Raw genomic sequence first — 19,681 nt, forward strand, 5'->3', positions numbered from 1 at the left:
AGGCTCTGTGCATCCGTAATTGCTGTTGTCAACGCTGTCTTAACCACTGCAATAGCGCCTACTGAAATGCTCTTACTGCCAAGAGCAGCGTCAATCACGGTTCCTTCCGGAGCCACACCGAACTTTGCCTGTGTAGCTGCAATCGTCCCGCTGGTATTCTGAACACCAGCCTTTACCTTGAAGGATAGATTCAGCACGGGTGTACTGACTCCAGATATCCCAACTCCGGTATTGGCGGTTATGAGTCTAACTTTTCCAGCAGTAGCTTTGTCCTCTGTCACGATCTGGATGTTGTTGGCACCTGCCGCACTCACATAGTCAAATACGTTGGAGTCATAAGATATGGTGATGTCCTGCGCATAAACACTTTGTGTCACGTTGTCCGCACTAACAGCCACTGTAAAGCTGCTTCCAGGCTGCACGCTGCTGTCTGCTGAAATCGTAGCTGTAGGTACTAGTGGCTGAGGCCAAACAGGGTCTGTGGTAGCGTTGCTTGTCGTTAAATAGATTCGGTCGATGGCAAGGCCATCTTCTCTTCCCCAGAAGTTCAATTCATGTACGCCAGCGGTAACATTCAAAGTAGCTCCGCCAAACATACCACCGCTAGAACCACTGATATTCGCCCATTTATACTGAGTACCAAGAGTAAGACCCTCAATACCGTTAGTAGTGAATTTATACTGATTATCTAATCCAACGTGGATGGAGTCCGAATCGAAGCCAAGCGTCTTGACAAGTATCCAAACATTATAGGTTGCTGAAGTTGGAAAGTTGACTTTATATCCAAGTCTGGAATTGGCTGCAAGTGAAGCTGCATCCGTACCTGACGCAGTGAACACCGTATTAGGCCCGAAAAACATCGCTTTCGTGGACTGTCCATCAACAAGCGACCAAGTATGACCATTTATGGTGCCATATACATAGGCATTGACTGTGTTTTCTGCTGCTGTTTCTGCCTCAATGGCCACAACAGAAGGCGTATTGACAATTACACTAATTTGCGATGTTACAGCAGCGCCTAATGCTCCCTTAAAACTTACAGTAACATTTGCTGTTCCGCTTGCTTTAGCCGTTATAGTACCGCCCGCAACTTCTGCAATAGCAGGACTTGGATTGGTATACGTTGCTGTTTTGGTTACATCTTCCGTGTGTCCGTCAACATATTCTGCTGTTACTTTAAAGGTTGCAGTTTTGCCAGAATCCAACGTAACTGAACCATTGTCAATGGTAATCTTCTTCACCGTCAGTTCGCTGTTCAAGTCTTTTACAAGCATATTAACTGTATCTGTTTTTCCACCATAGCTTATGTCAATGCTTGTGGAGCCATAGCCCACCCCAGTGACAACTCCGTTGTTTACACTTACAATACCGCCTTGTGCCGGTGTTGCAAGGGCCTGAGCACTAATATCTGAAATTGTTCCATCGGCGTATATGGCTGAAACCTTCAGGTTCGCCTGATTGGTTCCGGAAACAGTATCAATCTTTTGTTTATCAATGGATGCGTTGATTGCAACTAGATCATGAGCAGCTGTCTTTTGCTCGAATTGCCAAGAATCTACCTTGAAGAGATTACCTGTTGATGCTCCCGTGTATACCATATATACATTATGGACACCTGTAGCACCGGAAACACTCGTTGTTTTCGTCTTCCAAACATCGTCTCCGCCTGTGTTGGAAATGGGAAGTGTCCCGATCAATGGGCCAGTAGCACTGTCAAGATGAAGTTCAATGTTTCCACCGCCCGAACCACTTGCAACATTAGCTTTGAATGTTCCTGCGCCTGTAGCTCCAAAATCAACTTTGGATACCGCAGTCCAGTCTCCATCATTTATGCTGCTGACAGCCAGATTTACACTGCTTACCATGCCTCCTGGTTGTGTAGTAGTTTCAGTGGATATTCCGCCATTCCAACCAATTGTTTCGGCCTCAACCCTTGTATAAGGATTCAAATTTTGGAGCTGAGGAACACCTGCGTAATCACCAGTAATAGGATTGATAACACCGTTTGCATCAAAACTTACCTTATTGATGTTTGTATTACGGTATCCATGCGGTTGCCCACCCATTTGTGGATACATACCGCTTTCAGCCATTGCCTTTGCTACGGTCTGTGCGTGGTAGGTAACATACCACTGGTTGTTGAATTCAAAAATCGCATGGTGGTTGTTACCTCCAGCACCAAAGAACGTAGCAGGGTTGGGCAGTATTGTTTTGACAAAGGTAAATGGCCCCATTGGGTTGTCACTTACCATATAGCCAATTGCTCCCGTAGGGATATCCGACGGATGCCCGCTAGAGAAGTTCGTACAATAGGAGTAATAATACTTCCCGTTGTATTTGTGGATACCTGAATCCTCAAACAACCACGGTGGATTGATGCGTCCAAGAGTTCCGCCGCTTACACTCAAATCCAAACTGATCATATCCGCACCAAGCTTTGCAACACGTGCGGTTCCCGGGTCAGCATCTTTTCCGGCTGGAATACCGCCACCGAAATACAAGTAACCGCTTCCATCATCGTCAACCAGTACCGCTGGGTCAAAAAGCCATGTAACATCACTAGCCCCAGGAGTACTTCTGCTTACCAATTGTTTGCCAATTGGATCTGTAAATGGGCCGATCGGACTATCCGCTGTGAGCACACCAATGCCGCTTCCATTATCCGCAAAATAAAGGAAGAACTTCTCCTTGCCATCTATCGTTTTATGTGCAGCCGCCGGCGCCCAGGAGTTGTTTGCCCATTTGGCCGCGCCTTGCGGCCCTGCTACTAGGATTTCCCCATGGTCTGTCCAGTTCACCATATCATCGGACGAAACAACCGTAATCTTATTAATCTTACCGTATCCATTATCCTTAACTGTCCCATCAGCATTGTACTCCAATACATCATTGGTCATGTAGACATAAACTCTGCCGTTATATACCATTGCATAGGGATCCGCACCAAATTTTTGCGAAAATAGCGGATTGTTATTACCAGGTGTTTTAGCCAGCGCTGGAGTGAGCGTCGAAGCTGCTGCCTGCTTCTCCATAACTGGGCTTAATGTGAATGCAAGAGTTAAAGCCATCGTCATCCCCAGCATTTTGTTCAATTTCTTCATAGAACATCCTCCACCTTATTATTTGAATTTTCAATTAATTTTAGATTTGAATCCTCCTGAAAGCACACACCTTCTTTCAAGACAGGGTAGCCATTGACTATTCCGTCTCGGAATGCCGCCATCTTAGTCTACATGTTCAATACCCTGTGTATAATAACGGCTGCTTCTGCTCTTATCGCCGTATCATTTGGCTTGATCATGCCATTGTAGCCCTGAATGATTCCTTCCTTGAGCAATTGAGCCAGGGGGCCTGATGCATAAGCTGCTACCTCACTCGAATCACTAAAGCTGCTTAAGTCTGAAACTGACTCGTCCAGCATTTTTCCGGCTATCTTCATTGCTCGTGCTGCCACCACCATCATATCCTGTCTGGATATGCTTAGCCTCGGCTCGAACAAGCTGTCGCTCGTTCCCTGAGCAATTCCAAGTTTCATGGCTACCCCTACCTCTTGGTAATAATAGTCTGACTGTTCTACATCATTGAAATTGCCAACTACTTCTGCATTAAGATGTAAAGCTCTGACCAGCAAGCAAATGAAGTCTGCCCTGGTAATATTGTCCCCTGGGCTAAAGGTAGTAGCCGACGTTCCTTTGATGATTCCCGAAGATGCTAGCGCTTCTATCTCCGTATTTGCCCACTCATAGCCTTGGAGATCGACGAAGGCAGTTCCATAACTGTATACAGTTGCTGCAAGACTCGAATCCAGTGCCTTCACGGATACCAGCTTAATATTGGCATTTCCCTGGGCCTTCCCTTTGAAGATGATGGTACTCAGGGGTAATTTCCCTTGCACTCCGGCCTTCTTACCAACCTGTGTAAAGGCTATCGTCATTTTCCCGTTATCTACCTTTGGAGGTATGTAAAAACCCTCCAGCTTCGATTCCCCTTTAACCAACTCAACGATTTCAGGATCGAATGTAATCAGCACTTCATATGCATAAAGGTCTTTTAAGTTGTTTCCATTCACCGTAACTTCCAGCTCTTGATCAAGTAAAACGCTTTCAACGCTTTCACTCAGTGTGAAGACGGCATCTCCTTCTGCATATCCTGCTCGGGGGAAGCAAGTAACTATCATCACTACAATTAAATATAATACGAAAGTTAATTTCCCTTTTCTCATGTTAATCTCCTTAGAATGCATAATATCCCATCCCCGGACCCACAGATAGTTAACTTATTCAACTATTTTTGTTGAAGCATACGCAAGGTTAGTAAGATAAACCTTACATTCTTTCGGAAACTAAGTTCCCACTCATTAACAGCTACCATCGTCAGCTTTGACCAGTACTCTGCGCTGAACATCTCCCCCCGAGGGGAGAAGTCTTTTAATAGTGTTTAGATCAAAGATTGAGCAGACCCCATACCTTTTTTCTTACTCATTCTAAGACTCCTCTCGTATTCCATCTTTACTTCCATTTGATTACACTCCTTATAGTAATTTGTAATTACCAAAAATACTGTGGTGTGATAATTACTAAGTTCAGTATAACTCGAACGCAATCAATTCAGAATGTAATTTCTTATTCGAAAAGTGAATATTTCTACGAATATACGATATAAATTCAACCAATAAGTGGATCTTATAAAAGTATACATTTACTATAAAATAACAAACGTTATAATTTTACAATTTATTCCAATTATTCTTCTAATAACTACGAGATGCTATTTCTTTCTCTGCTGTCACTTGTGTAAATACATTTTCAGGGGTAACAATACGTTTCGGCAATGTGCTGCCTTTCACGATTTCTTTCACAGCTTGAATGAGATTTGGCCCCAGCAACGGATTACACTCAACCACTAGATTAATTTTACCCTCATTCATCTTCTCAAGTGCTTTCCTCGTGCCATCTACGGTGATAACCACAATATCTTTGCCCGGAACTAATCCATATTCTTCTATCGCCTCTAAGGCTCCAAAGGTCATATCATCGTTATGGGAATATAAAACACGAATCTCCCTCCCTTTTTCTTGCAAAAATTTCTTCATCACTTCTTTGCCTTTTGCAACAGTGAAATCTGCGTTCTCACTCTTCAAGAATAGCAAATCACCACGCGAAGAAATGACGTCACGGAATCCCTTCCCCCGAGCAATGGATGGCGTCGATCCCTCTGTACCTTTTAATTCAACAATACCTACTGATTTCATCGATTTAGGAATTTTATCTAATAAGTACTTCCCTGCTTTTCGACCTTCCTCATAAAAATCAGAACCAATATATGTCACATACAGCGATGGGTCAGTGACATCTACCAGCCGATCAATAATAATGACTGGGATTCCTGCTTGTTTAACTTCTTTCAGAATAGGCTCCCACCCCGTTTCTACAACAGGAGCAATGGCGATGACATCCACTTTCTCTTTGACAAACTCTCGGATAGCCTCTATTTGCTTTTCTTGCGATTGCTCTGCGTTTTGAAAGTTGAGTTCGACATCAGATTCGACTGCAGAATTTTTAATAGATGACGTATTGGCAAGCCGCCATTCACTTTCAGATCCTAACTGCGAGAATCCCAAGACTGGCTCTTTAATTGTAGGCGTTGTTACAGACTCCTCTTGGCTTTCTTGTCCAACCTTTCTAGTTGCTTCATCTACTTGATCTTGCTCACAACCAAAGAAGCACATTAGAATGCTTAGCGTCACAACCAGTTTGGTAAGCGCTAACAACATACTCTTCGGTCTACTCTTGTACATTTTTTCAAGTCCCCCTTGAAGATTATTTCGTTTGGAAATGAGACATATCTCGTTCTAATTGCCCTGATATTTGATTCAATCTCGTAGAGAGTTCCAACAGTTGCTCGCCGATCGTTAGCTGCCTTGAACAGAGTGAAGCGACTTGCTCCGTTGAAGCTGATGACTCCTGTGATACAGCAGATACTTCGAATATAGCCTGACCGAGTATGGTTTGTACAGCGTTTAATTTATCCAAGGACAAGGTAACATCCGTAGCTCGTGTTAATAACTGCTCCATTTCTTCTTGAATTCGTGTAAATAATTTGAACACCTCAAATACTTCCACATTCATATTTTGAAAGAAAGGAAGTGCATCAGACATAGCCCCTACTGTAGATTCCACCTCTTGTAAAATAATATCTGTATATTGTCCTACATGACCAATGGAAGCATTGGATCGTTCCGCCAGTTGGCGTATCTCATTCGCAATGACTTTAAAACTAGCTCCTGAGGCTCCAGCCCTGGTTGCTTCGATCGAAGCATTAAGTGACAATATCTTGGTTGAATTCGTGATATCTTTCAAGATTTTCAGTATCGCACGAACAGAACTTGCAGATTCCTGGAGACTGTTAACTTTGCGTGCTACAACTCGAAAACTAGCTTCAGTATCCCCAGCTTTACGCAAGAGATCATGTACTGAGTTTCCACCCGTTCTACAAACCTCTTCTACCTCTTGAGCGGAATGAGCCATTATACGTTGAAGTGAAAACACATCAGTTAAAGAAGTACTCATTTGTTCCATACGCGCCGCGCTTTGCTCGGCATTCGAAGCCAAATCAACCGCACCACCAGCTATTTGATCTGTCGCTGCGTGTATTTCTCTTGCAGAGATAACGGTGATTTCGGCTGCACTGCTCATACGCTTACTAAATTCAGTGACTTCAATCACACTTTCTCTAGAGCTCAAGATAAGAGCTACAATATTCTTCATCATCTGCTCGTATGCGAATTCTACCTGTCCAATCTCATCTTTCCGATTCTGAACAGACAATCTTCCGGTTAAATTGCCATCGGCAGCTAACCTCATTAATTTCACAATATGTGAAAGTGGTTTGCCAACCATGAATACAATCCATAAACCAATCATCAAAGCAATCAGAATGTTCAAACCTATAAATAAATAGGTCATTTTCTGAATTTTACTAACAGACTTCGTTAACTCAGCCAACGGTGCAATCGCGATGAATGACCAATTACTGACAGATGATTGGTGATAGGCAAGCAAATTTCGAACCCCACTCACATGTTTATCTATGAAGCTGCCTGAAACTGTTGAATTCGCTGGTAATGAAATAGTATGAGTGTTCGATACCATGTTATTGCTCAAAATCAACTTTCCAGATTGAGTTGTGATAAGCGTTTCCGCGCCATCACTAAGCTGAAAAGCATTGACCATCGTTTGCAAAACATTAGCTTCTATTTGAACGATTAGGATGAAATCCTCAGAGCCTACATTATTTTTACCTAGTAATCTCCCGTAAGCAAAGAGTGGTTTAGGTGAATCTCCTAAGTACCCTTTTTCTTCTATAGGCATCCAGACGGGTTTACCACTCGCATTAAGAATAGTTTGAATCCAACCAGCCGTTCTTAGAGCTGGACTCAACCCTTCTCGCTGTGTACTTATCATTTCAAGTGACGTATGAATGGGAATCAGTGTGATATCTCGAATGCTCTGATCCGATAATGCTAACTGGTCGAATGCATCTCTCATTTCGGAATTTCTTCGTTCCAATTCAGCCTTTCCAATACCAGCATTAGAAATTTGAAATAAATTTTTTGTAAATGTGCTATCACTAATGAGTTGATTCGATAAATCTATGTAAAACTGCTGCTTCATGTCTAATTTCTCCCCCGCAGTTGTAACTAAATCCTGCGAGCTTTTTTTCATTTGATCAATGATTGCGTTTTCAGCAATACGGGAAGAAAATAACCCCATACCTATAACCGAGACACCTAAGGAACAAAAAAAGATGAGGAAAAGTTTAGTACCGATCGACCGACTAGGCCGTTGAAATAGCATCCGCACAATGTTTGTAATATTTGGCATATAAGTTCCCCCTGTGTACATATGAAAAAGGGCACTAGTCGACAAAACCTGTCAATTAATGCCCTTCCCTCAACTTTTACCTACGTTGTGCCCAGCGTCGTTGACTTAGCAAACGTTGTAAGATAATAAACATAAACAATAGAATACCGATAACAATTTTCGTCCACCAAGAACTTAATGTTCCTTCGAAACTAATAATCGTCTGAATAACACCTTGTATCATAACACCAAAGAATGTACCTACAATGTATCCAACGCCTCCGGTGAGAAGTGTGCCCCCGATGACAACCGCAGCGATAGCATCTAATTCCATCCCCATCGCGTGCAAGCCATAACCTGAAAGCATGTAGAAGGTAAAGACCACACCTGCTAGTGCTGAGCAGAATCCACTGAAAGCATAAATGAGCATTTTGGTGCGTCCGACCGGTAAGCCCATCAATATGGAAGATTGCTCACTTCCACCTAATGCATACGTATTTCTGCCAAAACGTGTGTAATGTGCAATATAGAAGCCTAGAAATACAACCAACAAGGCAATGATGACACTAATCGAGACAAAGTTACCACCAGGTAAGCTGATTTTCGTTTGAGCCACACTCGTGTAGAAGCCATTATCGATAGTAATGGTATTAATACTAATGATGTAACACAATCCCCTAGCAAGGAACATCCCGGATAAGGTAACGATGAAGGGTTCAATCTTGAAGTAATGAATGATGGCCCCCATGCCCCAACCAAATAGAGCTCCGATTAACAATACCATCGGTATGACGAGGCCAGGTGGCCAACCCGCTTGGACTAAACTTGCTGAGATCATTGTCGTCAAGGCAATAACTGAACCGACCGATAAATCAATACCACCTGATACGATGACAAATGTCATTCCAACAGCTGTTATTAATAAAAAGGCATTATCAATTAGCAAATTCATCAGTACTTGTAATGAAAAGAATCCTGTATAACGGAAAGAACCAATAGCGAACATAAGCACAAATAATCCCATGGTCACAATGATCGGAATATGCTGTTTCTTAAGCATGCTGTTTGACCTCCCTCTCAGCCGGATAATGGCGCGTTTTCCAACGGAAGGCAATCGATTTACGGAAAGATTCCGATTGAATTAAACATACAATTAGAACAACGAATGCTTTTACCACTAGCGTTATTTCAGGTGGTACACCAATCATATAGATCGTCGTTGTTAAGGTTTGAATAATCAATGCGCCAACTAATGTGCCAGCTAAGTAAAAGCGTCCACCTGTTAGTGCGGTTCCACCAATAACGACAGCTAGGATCGCATCGAGTTCATACCATAATCCAGCATTGTTGCCATCTGCGCTTGAGACATTCGAACTTAGAATCAGCCCTGCAATTGCTGCGCATAAGCTACAAAACATATAAACGAAGAACATAACCGTCTTCGATTTCACTCCGGCAAGATTACTTGCTATTGGCTTACAACCAACAGATTCAATAAATAAACCGAGTGCTGTCTTTCTTGTTAAGAGATAGGCAATAAGGAATACGATCACTACGATGAAGATAGAAAATGGAAGCGTCAATAGCGATCCTGCGCCAATGAACTTATAATGAGGGTTCGAAATCGTTATAATTTGACCACTCGTTATTAATTGCGATACACCGCGTCCAGAAACCATTAAGATTAGCGTCGCGATAATCGGCTGCATGCCAATATTGGCAACTAGGAAACCATTCCATATACCTAGAACAAGTGATATCAACAACGCAGTCCCTACTGAAATAATGACATTCACTAAGCTGCCATCTCCATTACTGATCATCAGGCACGCTATCGCTCCTGAAATCGCTACGACCGAACCAACAGAAAGATCGACCCCTTTCGTAGCCGCAATGACGAGTGTCATACCGATGGATACAATCATTAGTGGAGAGCCAAAGTTTAAGATATCAATGAGACTGCCGTATAGGTGTCCGTCCCGCATTTTGATCGCAAAGAAATCAGGAGAGTAAATAAAGTTAAAAACTAATAATACACCTAAAAAAATTAGTGGCCAAAACAAATGATGCTTCACCATGTCTATTAACCTCCCGCAATTGCCTTCATGACATTCTTCTGGCTGATTTCATCGCCAACCATTTCTTTCACCTTGTGACGATCCCGCAACACGACGATTTTATGACTGACGCGTAATACTTCCTCAAGTTCGGATGAAATAAACAGAACTGACATCCCTTTTTGCGCTAAAGACAATACTAATTTCTGAATTTCAGCTTTAGCTCCAATATCAATGCCTCGTGTAGGTTCATCTAAAATCAACAAACTTGGATCCGTGAGCAACCAACGAGCAAGCAATACTTTCTGTTGATTACCGCCGCTTAAATTTTTTATCAAATGTTCGGGATTAGGTGGATTAATGTTTAATGCGCGAATGTATTCATCTGCCATTTCATCCTGTCGTTTTCTTGAGATCGTTTTAAACCAACCTTGAGACGCTTGAAGGGCTAATATGATGTTCTCTCGAACGGTCAAATCATCAATAATCCCTTCTAATTTACGGTTCTCAGAGCAAAAGGCGATGCCTTGATCAATAGCCTGTCTTGGCGAATGAATCGCCTCACTTGAACCTGCAACTGTCATTCCACCAGAATCAGCTTTATCTGCTGCAAAGAATAATCTAGCTAGTTCCGTTCTACCAGAACCCAACAAGCCTGCTAAACCAACAATTTCACCTTTATGAATCGTGAGATCAACAGGTTCAATGGAACCTTTCTTCCCAAAATCGGTTGCTTGAATGAATACTTCATGACTAATTTGATTAGCTGCATCACCTTTGGGCAACTCTTCTAGCAGCTCAAGGTCCTTACCAATCATTTTAGAAACCAGCTCTATACGAGGAAGATCTTTGGCTAAATATTCCCCAATAAACTCTCCGTTGCGGAGTATGGTTATGCGATCTGAAATGTCGTAAACCTGATCCAAGAAATGAGTAACGAATAGAATCGCTAGTCCTTCATTTTTTAATCGGGTCATGACAGAAAATAGTTGGATAACCTCACCTCTATCTAAACTGGAGGTTGGTTCATCTAGAATTAACACTTTTGCCGAAATACTTAAGGCTCTTGCAATCGCTACAAGCTGTTGAACAGCTACGGAATACGCATGCAAGGGTTGTGTAACGTCTATTTCAAGATTCATTCTCTTCTTCAATAATTGCCCAGCATCCTCATTCATTTTTTTCCATAAAATACGACCGAAGCGACGTGGTTCACGCCCAATATAAATATTTTCAGCTACAGACAGGTTTGAACAGAGGTTAACCTCCTGATAAACCGTACTAATACCTGCGTTTTGCGCATCAAGCGGGCTAAGAATACGAATTGGCTGTTTATCCATCTCAACAATTCCCTGATCAATGGAGTGAACACCCGTAAGTACTTTAATTAGTGTAGATTTACCTGCCCCATTTTCACCCATTAGGGCATGAACTTCGCCAGGAAACATTCTGAAATTAACGTTCGTTAACGCCTTAACACCCGGAAACTGCTTATGAATTCCGGTCATCTGCAATACCGGATCACCCTGTTTCATCATGCCACTCCTCTCCAATATGAACGAGAGCTACTCCATTCTAGCAAGATGGAGCAGCTCCGCCCTTTTTATTTATAATAACTAGGTTATAGACAATGTCTTAGTACTGACGGTTAGGCAATTCACGTTTCGCATCTTCGGAAGTAAATACGCCTTCTTTCGTAACAATACGTTTCGGAAGTTCTTTACCGGCTAGTACATCTTTAGCAGCTTGCATCAATTGTCCACCAAGGAGTGGGTTACATTCTACGATGAAGTTAATTTTCCCTTCACTTGCTGCTACGAAGCCGTCTTTCACACCATCAACAGAGATAATGATGATATCTTTACCTGGCTTAAGTCCTGCTTCTTCAATTGCTTGAATAGCTCCTAGTGCCATATCATCGTTATGTGCATAGAGAACATTAATGTTCTTATTAGCTTTCAAGAATGCTTGCATAACCTCTTTACCTTTAGCACGTGTAAAATCACCTGTTTGTGAAGCAATGATTTTAAGGTTTGGATTTGATTTAATAATTTCGCCAAATCCAGCTTTACGATCATTCGCAGGAGCAGAACCAGTAGTTCCTTGAAGCTCTACGATATTAACTGTTTCTTTCGCATCTTTATATTTGTCAACTACCCATTTCCCTGCGCTGCGGCCTTCTTCCACGAAATCCGAACCAATGAATGTTTTGTAGAGGGAAGTATCCTTCGAATCTACAGCTCTATCCGTTAAGATAACTGGAATGCCAGCATCTTTAGCTTCTTTCAATACAGTGTCCCAACCGGATTCAACAACCGGAGAGAACGCGATAACATCAACTTTTTGTTGGATATATGTACGAATGGATTTAATTTGATTTTCTTGTTTTTGCTGTGCATCGGAGAATTTCAATTCAATGCCTGCTTCTTTCGCAGAATCTTGAACGGACTTCGTATTCGCTGATCGCCATCCGCTTTCAGCACCTACTTGAGCAAAGCCCATAGTGATTTTCTTGTCCGCTTTAGCCGTAGCTACTGCTGCTGTGCTTGGGCTTACCGCTGCTGCTGCAGTTGTGCTACTTGCGGTCTTGCTATCTCCTGAACTACCACATGCTGCTGTGAACATCATCATTGCTGAAGCTACTAATACTACCCCTAGAGACTTTTTCATTTATATTTCCTCCCTTATTTCACCTGTTTGCTTCGGTGTAACTAAATTATAGGATATGAATTAAGCAAGGGTATACGGAGTTTCATAGACACTTCTTGTAAATTATTATTCACTTTTTGAATCCCAAAATTAAAAACAGTACTTTTTTATTCAAAAAGTGCAGTATTTTGTTAAATGATTGCGTTTTCATATTGGTTGATTCATAATTTACAATAAGCTTTCAACACTTTGTAACTAATGAAAGGTATTCGCACGATGGATATATATCGCAAAATTACTTCTAGCCTCCGGGCCAAACTTTTAACCATGTTTGTTATACTCACATGTCTGCCATTAATTGTTGTCGGTCTCATTTCCTATCATAAATCGTACAATACCGTGTTTAATAACAGCAAAGCTGCAACGGTGATGCTTGCAACCCAATTAGCGACAGAAATTGATAACGTGTTTACTGATACCAAGAAACTCCTGGAACTCGAGAAAAATCCCAATGTTCTACATTTTCTATTTTCACAAACAGATTCAAATTTAGATGCACGAGAGATTTTACAAACGATGTCTTCCTATAGACAGACGTATCAATATGATGGCGTACTGAACATTACCATGATTAATTTATATGGCCGAGGGATCAGCGAGAGGAAGGGTGTCTTTCAACTTAATAAAAATGCATTACGAAATCCACATTTTGAATATCTGATTCAAAATCCTGAAGCTGTCTTGAATATCCCGCCTAATGATCCTTCTTCCATAGATCCTCTAGACGGATTTCAATACAAGAATCACAATATTATTTCAATTGTTTCTACAGTAAAACAGCGAGTTACCCACGAAGTCATTGGATTCATAATCATTGATGTCGATGACAACATCGTCAAAAAGTTTAGTGATAACGTCATTATTGGGAAAAGTGGCTTTTTCTATGTCGCGGACAACAAGGGTAATGCCATTTTCTTACCCTCAAAAGCTGCAAATCATACAAAGTGGTTAGAGAACAAATATATTGCTTCTATAATTGAAAACAAAAACAAAGACTATGTGGATTCTTCGGAAGGTAAACCAGAATTTATTGTAACTTCCCCCTCCATGTCCACGGGTTGGAATATCGTTGGGGTGGTACCATTGCAAGAAATTGTGGAGGAAGCCAATTCCATTCGTCAGCTCATTATCATAAGCGTTATGCTTAGCATCGTTTTCGCGATAACCTTGCATTTCTTTGTGTCTACTCGCTTGACTCGACCTGTTCGCATACTCAAAAACAAAATGCAACTCGCCGCATCCGGCTTTCTTGAAGCTAAAGTCGTTCTCACAGGTTCAGATGAGATCTCTGATTTGGGGAATAGCTTTAATATTATGATTGGGAAAATTCGCATGTTGCTAGACCAAAGCATTAAAGAGCAGCAAGAAATCAAGAAATCGGAGCTTAGAGCCCTACAGGCTCAAATTAACCCTCATTTCTTGTACAACACATTGGATTCCATACTTTGGTTGGCGCAATCAGAGAAAAAGGATCAGGTCGTCCAGATGGTTATGGCTTTATCCAAACTGTTTCGAATTAGCTTAAGTAAAGGGAAGGATTGGATAACCTTTGAAAAAGAAATTGAACATCTTCAGAGTTATTTAACCATCCAACAGATGAGGTATCGGGATATTTTGGATTATGAAATTGCCATCGATTCAAGCTTGCATTCGTTACTTATCCTTAAAATGACCTTACAACCCATTGTTGAAAATGCCCTTTATCATGGGCTTAAAAACAAGCGTGGCAAAGGGTTGATACGAATTATTGCGAAGATTGAGGATGAAGATAACTTCCTTATTGTGGTCAAGGATAACGGTAAAGGCATTACGGAAGATCGACTTCAGCAGCTACGGAAGGATTTAATGGAACCCCATACGCCAAAGGAAACTGGAAATGAAGTGTCCGGAGGATTCGGATTGCACAATGTTCATAGACGAATTCGCTTATATTATGGAGAAGCTTATGGCGTACAGGTAGACAGCATAGAAGGTGAAGGAACGATTGTTAGCATTCGAATACCGTGTGATTGGGGATGATATTTCGTGAAAAAAATATTGTTAGTTGACGATGAGATATTAATTAGAGAGATTATTCGTGATTGTATCGATTGGGAGAAGGAAGGATTTATATACTGTGGCGATGCATCAGATGGCGAGGTTGCACTACCTATTATTGAAAGAGTTCAACCAGATATCTTAATTACGGATATTCTTATGCCTTTCATGAACGGTCTGGAATTAAGCAGCATTATGAGCAAGCAGTTTCCTGATATGAAAATCATCATTATTAGCGGCCATGCTGAGTTTGAATATGCAAGAACAGCGATGCAAATTGGGGTAGAAGAATACTGTTTAAAACCAATTAGCCCTACTGATCTGTTGAAGGTGCTCCACAAAGTCAGTCAAGAAATAGACAAGGAACGTGACATACAAACACAACTCCAACTACTTAAAGATAAAGAAAATGAACAAAGTGTCATTTCGCAAGAAAAGTTATTGAATGACCTCTGCAGTGGTTTCATGACCACCTCAGAGGTGATGCATCATAGTGCTTCTATTCAATTGAATATTATCGCTCATTATTATGTCGTAACCGTACTGGATTTACGTGAGACAGAGGGATATAAACATAATGACTTGAATCCAATGTATGAACATGAGCGCTTATTATTGGACAAGTGTGTCCGATTGAAGGTGAATGTTGAGCATTTGATGTTTCAACGCAGCCGCTCTGAAAGTGTTTGGATCATTAAGAGCGATACCTTAGAGAATTTGAAACTTGAGTTACAAGTATTTCAAGATTTACAAAAAGAGATCTCCGAAGAAGCTCACTCTCTGCCGATCTCCATTGGCATTGGCAGTGTGCAAGATCGCCTCCAGAATGTACATTTATCCTTTCTTGATGCCATGGAAGATGCTCACTGGCGGAGGCTATCCCGTCAAAATCGAAATGTGCTAAGTGAGATGAAGACAGAAACATTAGATCCGACTCTCTTTTTGGATCGTGGCGCTTTTATGGATTTTTTGAAAATTGGGTCACATACGAAACTAGAAACCTTTGTCGCGGAATATGCTGCAGCATTAGTCGATATTAATTGGCATTCCTCTTCTATCGGATTTTATATTTTGAATGACGTTACAATTGAAGCTTTCCGTTCCAATAAAGATATGTATCGACACCTAGCTGAACCAGAGAAATCACTTCATCAATTCCAACAAATGATTGGTAATATTCGGAGTTGGGAAGAAACCTGTGCTTATTTAGTCAATTTAATCGAACAGTTCTGGAACTGGCGTTCTCGTATTTACGATAAATATAGCGATATGATTACGAAAGTCAAAGACTATATGCAAATGAATTTTGAGAGGGATAACTTCTCGTTGCAAGACGCTGCCGAGTATGTCAATCTGAGTCCTAATTACTTGAGTCGCGTATTTAGCCAAGAAACCGGGCAAACCTTCATTGAGTTTTTGACCCAGGTACGCATTCGCAAAGCGATGGACCTCCTCAAAAGCACGTCAGCGAAGTCATATGAGATCGCCTTTTTGGTGGGCTATAATGACCCCCATTATTTTTCAAATTTATTCAAACGCTTAACCGGCATGACCCCCAAAGAATTTAGAAAGAATGGGACTGCAGGTGAAGTTCTCGATAGTACGAAGGGAGATTCTCTTCATGAGGATGACTAAATGGATAACACTTGGAACGGTAATGTTAATGTGTTTAACGGGATGTAAAGAGTCATCACCTTCCGGTCCCGAAGTATCTTTTTCGACATCAAGTTCGCCAGGTTCAACAAGCTCAAACACCAAACATACAAATAAACTCACATTTGGTATCATTTATCCGATGACACACCCCTTCTATGAAATGATTACTGATTCCATAGAGAAAGCGATTGAACCATATCCCGTTCATTTAATTGTCAAAGCACCTGATGTAATTAACATAGAACAGCAGATGAGGATGATGGAAACCCTCATTGCCCAAAAGGTTAACGGCATTGCCATTGATCCAATCGATCCTGATGCACTGGTGCCAATCATTAATAAAGCAACGCAAGCAGGCATTCCAGTTATTTGTTTCGAGTCAGATGCACCTGACAGTAAGCGTTACTCTTTTATCGGAAGTGATCCCCTTCAAGAAGGTACACTCATGGGTCAAATGGTAGATCGGTATCTTAAAGGCAGAGGAATGATCATGATCGAGGGAAGCATGTCGGGCTCTCTTCAAATACGCCAACGACTTCAGGGTTTAGAACAATATTTAAAACAAAAAACGGAAATTCAAGTTCTTGAAAAAAAATATCATAACGGTGATACTGAGAAAGCTATTTCAGACCTTGAAACCATGATAAATGAGCATCCTCATTTTGACGCACTAGTTCCTTTGGATATTATCTCCAGTTCCAATGCAATCCTTGTTTGGAAATCCCAAGGATTAAAACGCTACGCTATCACATTCGGTATGACACCTGATGTCAAAGAAGCCTTATTAAATGGCCAAATCAACGCTGTGATTTCTGAGAATGAGCATCTATGGGGAGATAAAATTATCGAACAACTACTCGCGGCGTCTAGCAATGCACCTCCAACTACTTGGGTCGACACTGGTTTTGTGGAGATTAAACAGAGTGATATGGCGAATGAGTATTAAAGTTCTATGCAACTGAAAAAGAGCAAAAAATAGCCCTTTAAAGCAATTGGCTGTTTTTTGCTCTTTCGTATTTACGCGGGTATCATTTCTTTTTACAGTAATTTCCCATCCCGAAACCTTACAACCCGCTTCGCCTTATAAAATTCATGATATAGCTTCATGAGTGCCATTTTCTCAATACGCGACACGTACGAAACGCGAAATTCCCAGCTACTTCGCTATCTCCCGCTGCGTCCGCTCCTCGCCGCCGAGCTCCAATCCAAACCGACCGACAACAACTTCCTTCTCGCGGTCGTCCAGTATTTCCAAATTCCTGTAAATTTTCCATTTCTAAATCTTCAGCATTCAAACTACCAAGAGTATCTGGCCTATTCTCTTCCTATCCCACGTTCTCCCGCTACTTTCATCGCACAAAGGGTGTGTCGCGGCGCGATTACCGGGAGCAGCCAAGGCGAGAGGGCTAAATCTCTGCTGAAAAAGGCGCCTATGAAAATCACTTTATTACCTCCACCGACCGAATGTACTCGTCACTTCCGTCGTAATAATTGCCAATCCGAAAATCACTGGTATTATTCTGCAAGTTTCTAAAATTAGCGTCCGTTATTGTAAATGCAGTTTCCTTCCACATATTGGTTCCTGTTTTAACAATTTGTAATGGTTTGTATATAGCGTTAAGCGCATTGTATTGAATCAATATGTTGTCGGTTCCGGAATCATAATACGAAATCTTGATCGTCAACTGTGTATCTCCTGTTCGAGCGAATCCGTCGGATACCTGAAAATAGAAATATTTGTTGTCGCCCGATATTTTGCGCGCCTCCACACCGCCGATTGTCTCCACCGTCGTATACGGTTCTTTGGTTGGATCGCTCGATTGAAATTGTTCCATCAACGTGTAGTTGTTGACATTTTTCAATATGACTTTCGCGTGGTTGCTTTGTTTCTTCACCTTTACCCTGCTAAAGGATTTTATCCCATTGTTATCCGCATAAATACGAAAATCGGAAAAACTATTTTGCCTATTGGCGAATTTAATGTCGTTCAGGGTATACGTTTGGGTTTTCCATTGGCCTGTATTGCCTATATATACTTTAGCCATTGTTGTATAGGCTCCCCCTTGACCATCGTATTGAAGCTGCCATGAACCGGACCCGCTGTCCAGATATGTTACTTCTATCGCTGCCGTTGTATCGAGCCCCTCGTTCGTGTCATAAAGCCATTGATCGTTCAACCGAAAATAGGCGTATTTATTGGGGGAAACCTGGATATAAGATCCATAGCTCGTTACTCCGCTGTCTGCCGGAGACGTGTTCATAAATAACGTGAGCGCACTTTCCACTTGCAAGCCGAAGAAGCTTTCGGCACCGTTCAACGCTTGAAAATGGTACAAAGCCATTAACGGTGATAAATTTTTAGCGACCAGACCGAAATTGTCCTCTTTAACATTGCTCGTATCTGTGTCTCTATAATTATACCAAAATACTTTGGCGACATTAGGCCATCGTTTATTCATCACGTACACTTGATCCGCGTAATCAGCTTTTTGGTATTCATTAGTTCCCATCGAAGAATAACCGGTTTCCGTTATCCAGATGGGTTTGCTTCCCAAGGTCGCACTGTACTTATTTACGATGTCCATCATCCCGTTATATTTGCTGACCAGAAGCGGTGATGAACCGTATGCATGGTAATTAATAATGTCAAAATAGTTACCTGCTCCCTTGCTCATCAACGTATCGAACCATGTTCCGAGACCATAACTTGATAGAGCCAATCCCCCCATTAATACGGTATTGGATGAGTCTGTCGCTTTGACACCGTTATAAGCTTTCTGCAGAAGGGTATTGTAATCGTCGATACTGCTCTTCCAGAATCCTAACGAGTCCTGCTCATTCCAAACCTCCCAATTGTTGATTTTCCCTTGATACCTTGTGGTAATAAAACTGACGTAGCTTTCCCAATCCGCCCAATTGGCTGGTTTATACCTAGCTATATCCGGTGAAGGAAGCCCTGGCATGGAGGAAGCCCAAGGTGCTGTATAACATAAAATCCAGACAATATGGACGCCCTTTGCGGTCAATTGATTGACCATATTATCCAAATGATTCAAGTAGGCCGTGTCATATACACCTTTGGCTGTTTCAATCCTGCCCCATTCCGGGGAAATGCGGATCCACTGAATTTGGGAATCGGCGATTTGATTGATTTCCGTTGTGTAATCGGTTGTGTAGCGTTGCAAGGGGTCATTCACCCCAAAATAGTCGGAATCGATGGCGTTGGCTTGGTTAAGCTGTAAACCGATGATGCCTACAAGACAAATCAAGAAAATCCCCATCTTCCTCAGAAACATAAAAAATCCCTCCATTCAATTTGGAAATAAAGTTTGGATCGCCATGTATAAGGAAAGCCCCGGG

Annotated in this window: 12 protein-coding genes and 1 pseudogene; 3 read left to right on the top strand and 10 right to left on the bottom strand. The window is 41.6% G+C overall.

The window, feature by feature from the left end:
• From ACSQ8O_RS35615 to ACSQ8O_RS35650, 8 genes are all read right to left on the bottom strand, one after another.
• Positions 1-3,101 (bottom strand): carbohydrate-binding protein (locus ACSQ8O_RS35615; RefSeq protein ID WP_436245584.1); only part of this gene is annotated, 3,101 nt, incomplete at its 3' end.
• 128 nt (positions 3,102-3,229) lie between these two features.
• A complete protein-coding gene (locus ACSQ8O_RS35620; protein WP_436245585.1) occupies positions 3,230-4,222 on the bottom strand; it encodes an S-layer homology domain-containing protein in 993 nt (330 codons plus the stop codon).
• Positions 4,223-4,750: 528 nt separating this feature from the next.
• Positions 4,751-5,797 carry an ABC transporter substrate-binding protein gene (locus ACSQ8O_RS35625; protein WP_436245586.1) on the bottom strand — a complete coding sequence of 349 codons (1,047 nt, stop codon included), beginning with the start codon at positions 5,795-5,797 and terminating at the stop codon, positions 4,751-4,753.
• Between the two features lie 22 nt (positions 5,798-5,819).
• Entirely contained in the window at positions 5,820-7,883 is a 2,064-nt protein-coding gene (locus tag ACSQ8O_RS35630; RefSeq protein WP_436245587.1) for a methyl-accepting chemotaxis protein, read from the bottom strand.
• A gap of 76 nt (positions 7,884-7,959) precedes the next feature.
• Positions 7,960-8,922, bottom strand: a complete 963-nt coding sequence (gene yjfF, locus ACSQ8O_RS35635) for a galactofuranose ABC transporter, permease protein YjfF (RefSeq protein ID WP_236284279.1) — start codon at positions 8,920-8,922, stop codon at positions 7,960-7,962.
• Positions 8,915-9,940, bottom strand: a complete 1,026-nt coding sequence (locus ACSQ8O_RS35640; RefSeq protein WP_436245588.1) for an ABC transporter permease — start codon at positions 9,938-9,940, stop codon at positions 8,915-8,917. Before ACSQ8O_RS35640 ends, yjfF begins: the two co-directional genes overlap by 8 nt.
• 5 nt (positions 9,941-9,945) lie before the next feature.
• Positions 9,946-11,457, bottom strand: a complete 1,512-nt coding sequence (locus ACSQ8O_RS35645) for a sugar ABC transporter ATP-binding protein (protein WP_436245589.1) — start codon at positions 11,455-11,457, stop codon at positions 9,946-9,948.
• Between the two features lie 97 nt (positions 11,458-11,554).
• Positions 11,555-12,589 (bottom strand): ABC transporter substrate-binding protein, encoded by a 1,035-nt coding sequence (locus ACSQ8O_RS35650; protein WP_056619125.1) that lies wholly within the window; start codon positions 12,587-12,589, stop codon positions 11,555-11,557.
• Positions 12,590-12,895: 306 nt separating this feature from the next.
• Between ACSQ8O_RS35650 and ACSQ8O_RS35655 the strand changes: the two genes are divergently transcribed.
• Genes ACSQ8O_RS35655 through ACSQ8O_RS35665 form a run of 3 tightly spaced genes read left to right on the top strand, consistent with a single transcriptional unit; the run spans position 12,896 to position 17,267 of the window.
• A complete protein-coding gene (locus ACSQ8O_RS35655; RefSeq protein ID WP_436245590.1) occupies positions 12,896-14,647 on the top strand; it encodes a cache domain-containing sensor histidine kinase in 1,752 nt (583 codons plus the stop codon).
• A 6-nt stretch (positions 14,648-14,653) separates the two neighbouring features.
• Positions 14,654-16,300, top strand: a complete 1,647-nt coding sequence (locus ACSQ8O_RS35660; protein WP_436245591.1) for a response regulator — start codon at positions 14,654-14,656, stop codon at positions 16,298-16,300.
• The gene (locus tag ACSQ8O_RS35665; RefSeq protein WP_436245592.1) at positions 16,293-17,267 is read left to right on the top strand and encodes a sugar ABC transporter substrate-binding protein; all 975 of its coding nucleotides are present in this window, start codon (positions 16,293-16,295) and stop codon (positions 17,265-17,267) included. The genes ACSQ8O_RS35660 and ACSQ8O_RS35665 overlap by 8 nt, the downstream gene beginning before the upstream one ends.
• A 92-nt stretch (positions 17,268-17,359) precedes the next feature.
• Here ACSQ8O_RS35665 and ACSQ8O_RS35670 read toward each other — a convergent pair.
• Together ACSQ8O_RS35670 and ACSQ8O_RS35675 are read right to left on the bottom strand one after the other, a co-directional pair.
• Positions 17,360-17,597: pseudogene (locus tag ACSQ8O_RS35670) on the bottom strand (sigma factor-like helix-turn-helix DNA-binding protein); the annotation flags it as partial.
• A 163-nt stretch (positions 17,598-17,760) separates the two neighbouring features.
• Positions 17,761-19,617 (bottom strand): hypothetical protein, encoded by a 1,857-nt coding sequence (locus ACSQ8O_RS35675; RefSeq protein WP_436245593.1) that lies wholly within the window; start codon positions 19,615-19,617, stop codon positions 17,761-17,763.
• Between the last annotated feature and the right edge of the window lie 64 nt (positions 19,618-19,681).

The organism is Paenibacillus sp. LjRoot56 (genome assembly GCF_964253335.1).
Taxonomy (GTDB): Bacteria; Bacillota; Bacilli; order Paenibacillales; family NBRC-103111; genus Paenibacillus_E; species Paenibacillus_E allorhizoplanae.

Excerpts from the sequence above, each read along its gene's own strand:
- ACSQ8O_RS35675 (WP_436245593.1), bottom strand. The coding sequence starts at position 19,617 with ATGTTTCTGAGGAAGATGGGGATTTTCTTGATTTGTCTTGTAGGCATC.
- ACSQ8O_RS35665 (WP_436245592.1), top strand. The coding sequence starts at position 16,293 with ATGACTAAATGGATAACACTTGGAACGGTAATGTTAATGTGTTTAACG.
- ACSQ8O_RS35655 (WP_436245590.1), top strand. The coding sequence starts at position 12,896 with ATGTTTGTTATACTCACATGTCTGCCATTAATTGTTGTCGGTCTCATT.
- ACSQ8O_RS35640 (WP_436245588.1), bottom strand. The coding sequence starts at position 9,940 with ATGGTGAAGCATCATTTGTTTTGGCCACTAATTTTTTTAGGTGTATTA.
- ACSQ8O_RS35645 (WP_436245589.1), bottom strand. The coding sequence starts at position 11,457 with ATGATGAAACAGGGTGATCCGGTATTGCAGATGACCGGAATTCATAAG.
- ACSQ8O_RS35625 (WP_436245586.1), bottom strand. The coding sequence starts at position 5,797 with ATGTACAAGAGTAGACCGAAGAGTATGTTGTTAGCGCTTACCAAACTG.
- ACSQ8O_RS35630 (WP_436245587.1), bottom strand. The coding sequence starts at position 7,883 with ATGCCAAATATTACAAACATTGTGCGGATGCTATTTCAACGGCCTAGT.
- ACSQ8O_RS35620 (WP_436245585.1), bottom strand. The coding sequence starts at position 4,222 with ATGAGAAAAGGGAAATTAACTTTCGTATTATATTTAATTGTAGTGATG.
- ACSQ8O_RS35650 (WP_056619125.1), bottom strand. The coding sequence starts at position 12,589 with ATGAAAAAGTCTCTAGGGGTAGTATTAGTAGCTTCAGCAATGATGATG.
- yjfF (WP_236284279.1), bottom strand. The coding sequence starts at position 8,922 with ATGCTTAAGAAACAGCATATTCCGATCATTGTGACCATGGGATTATTT.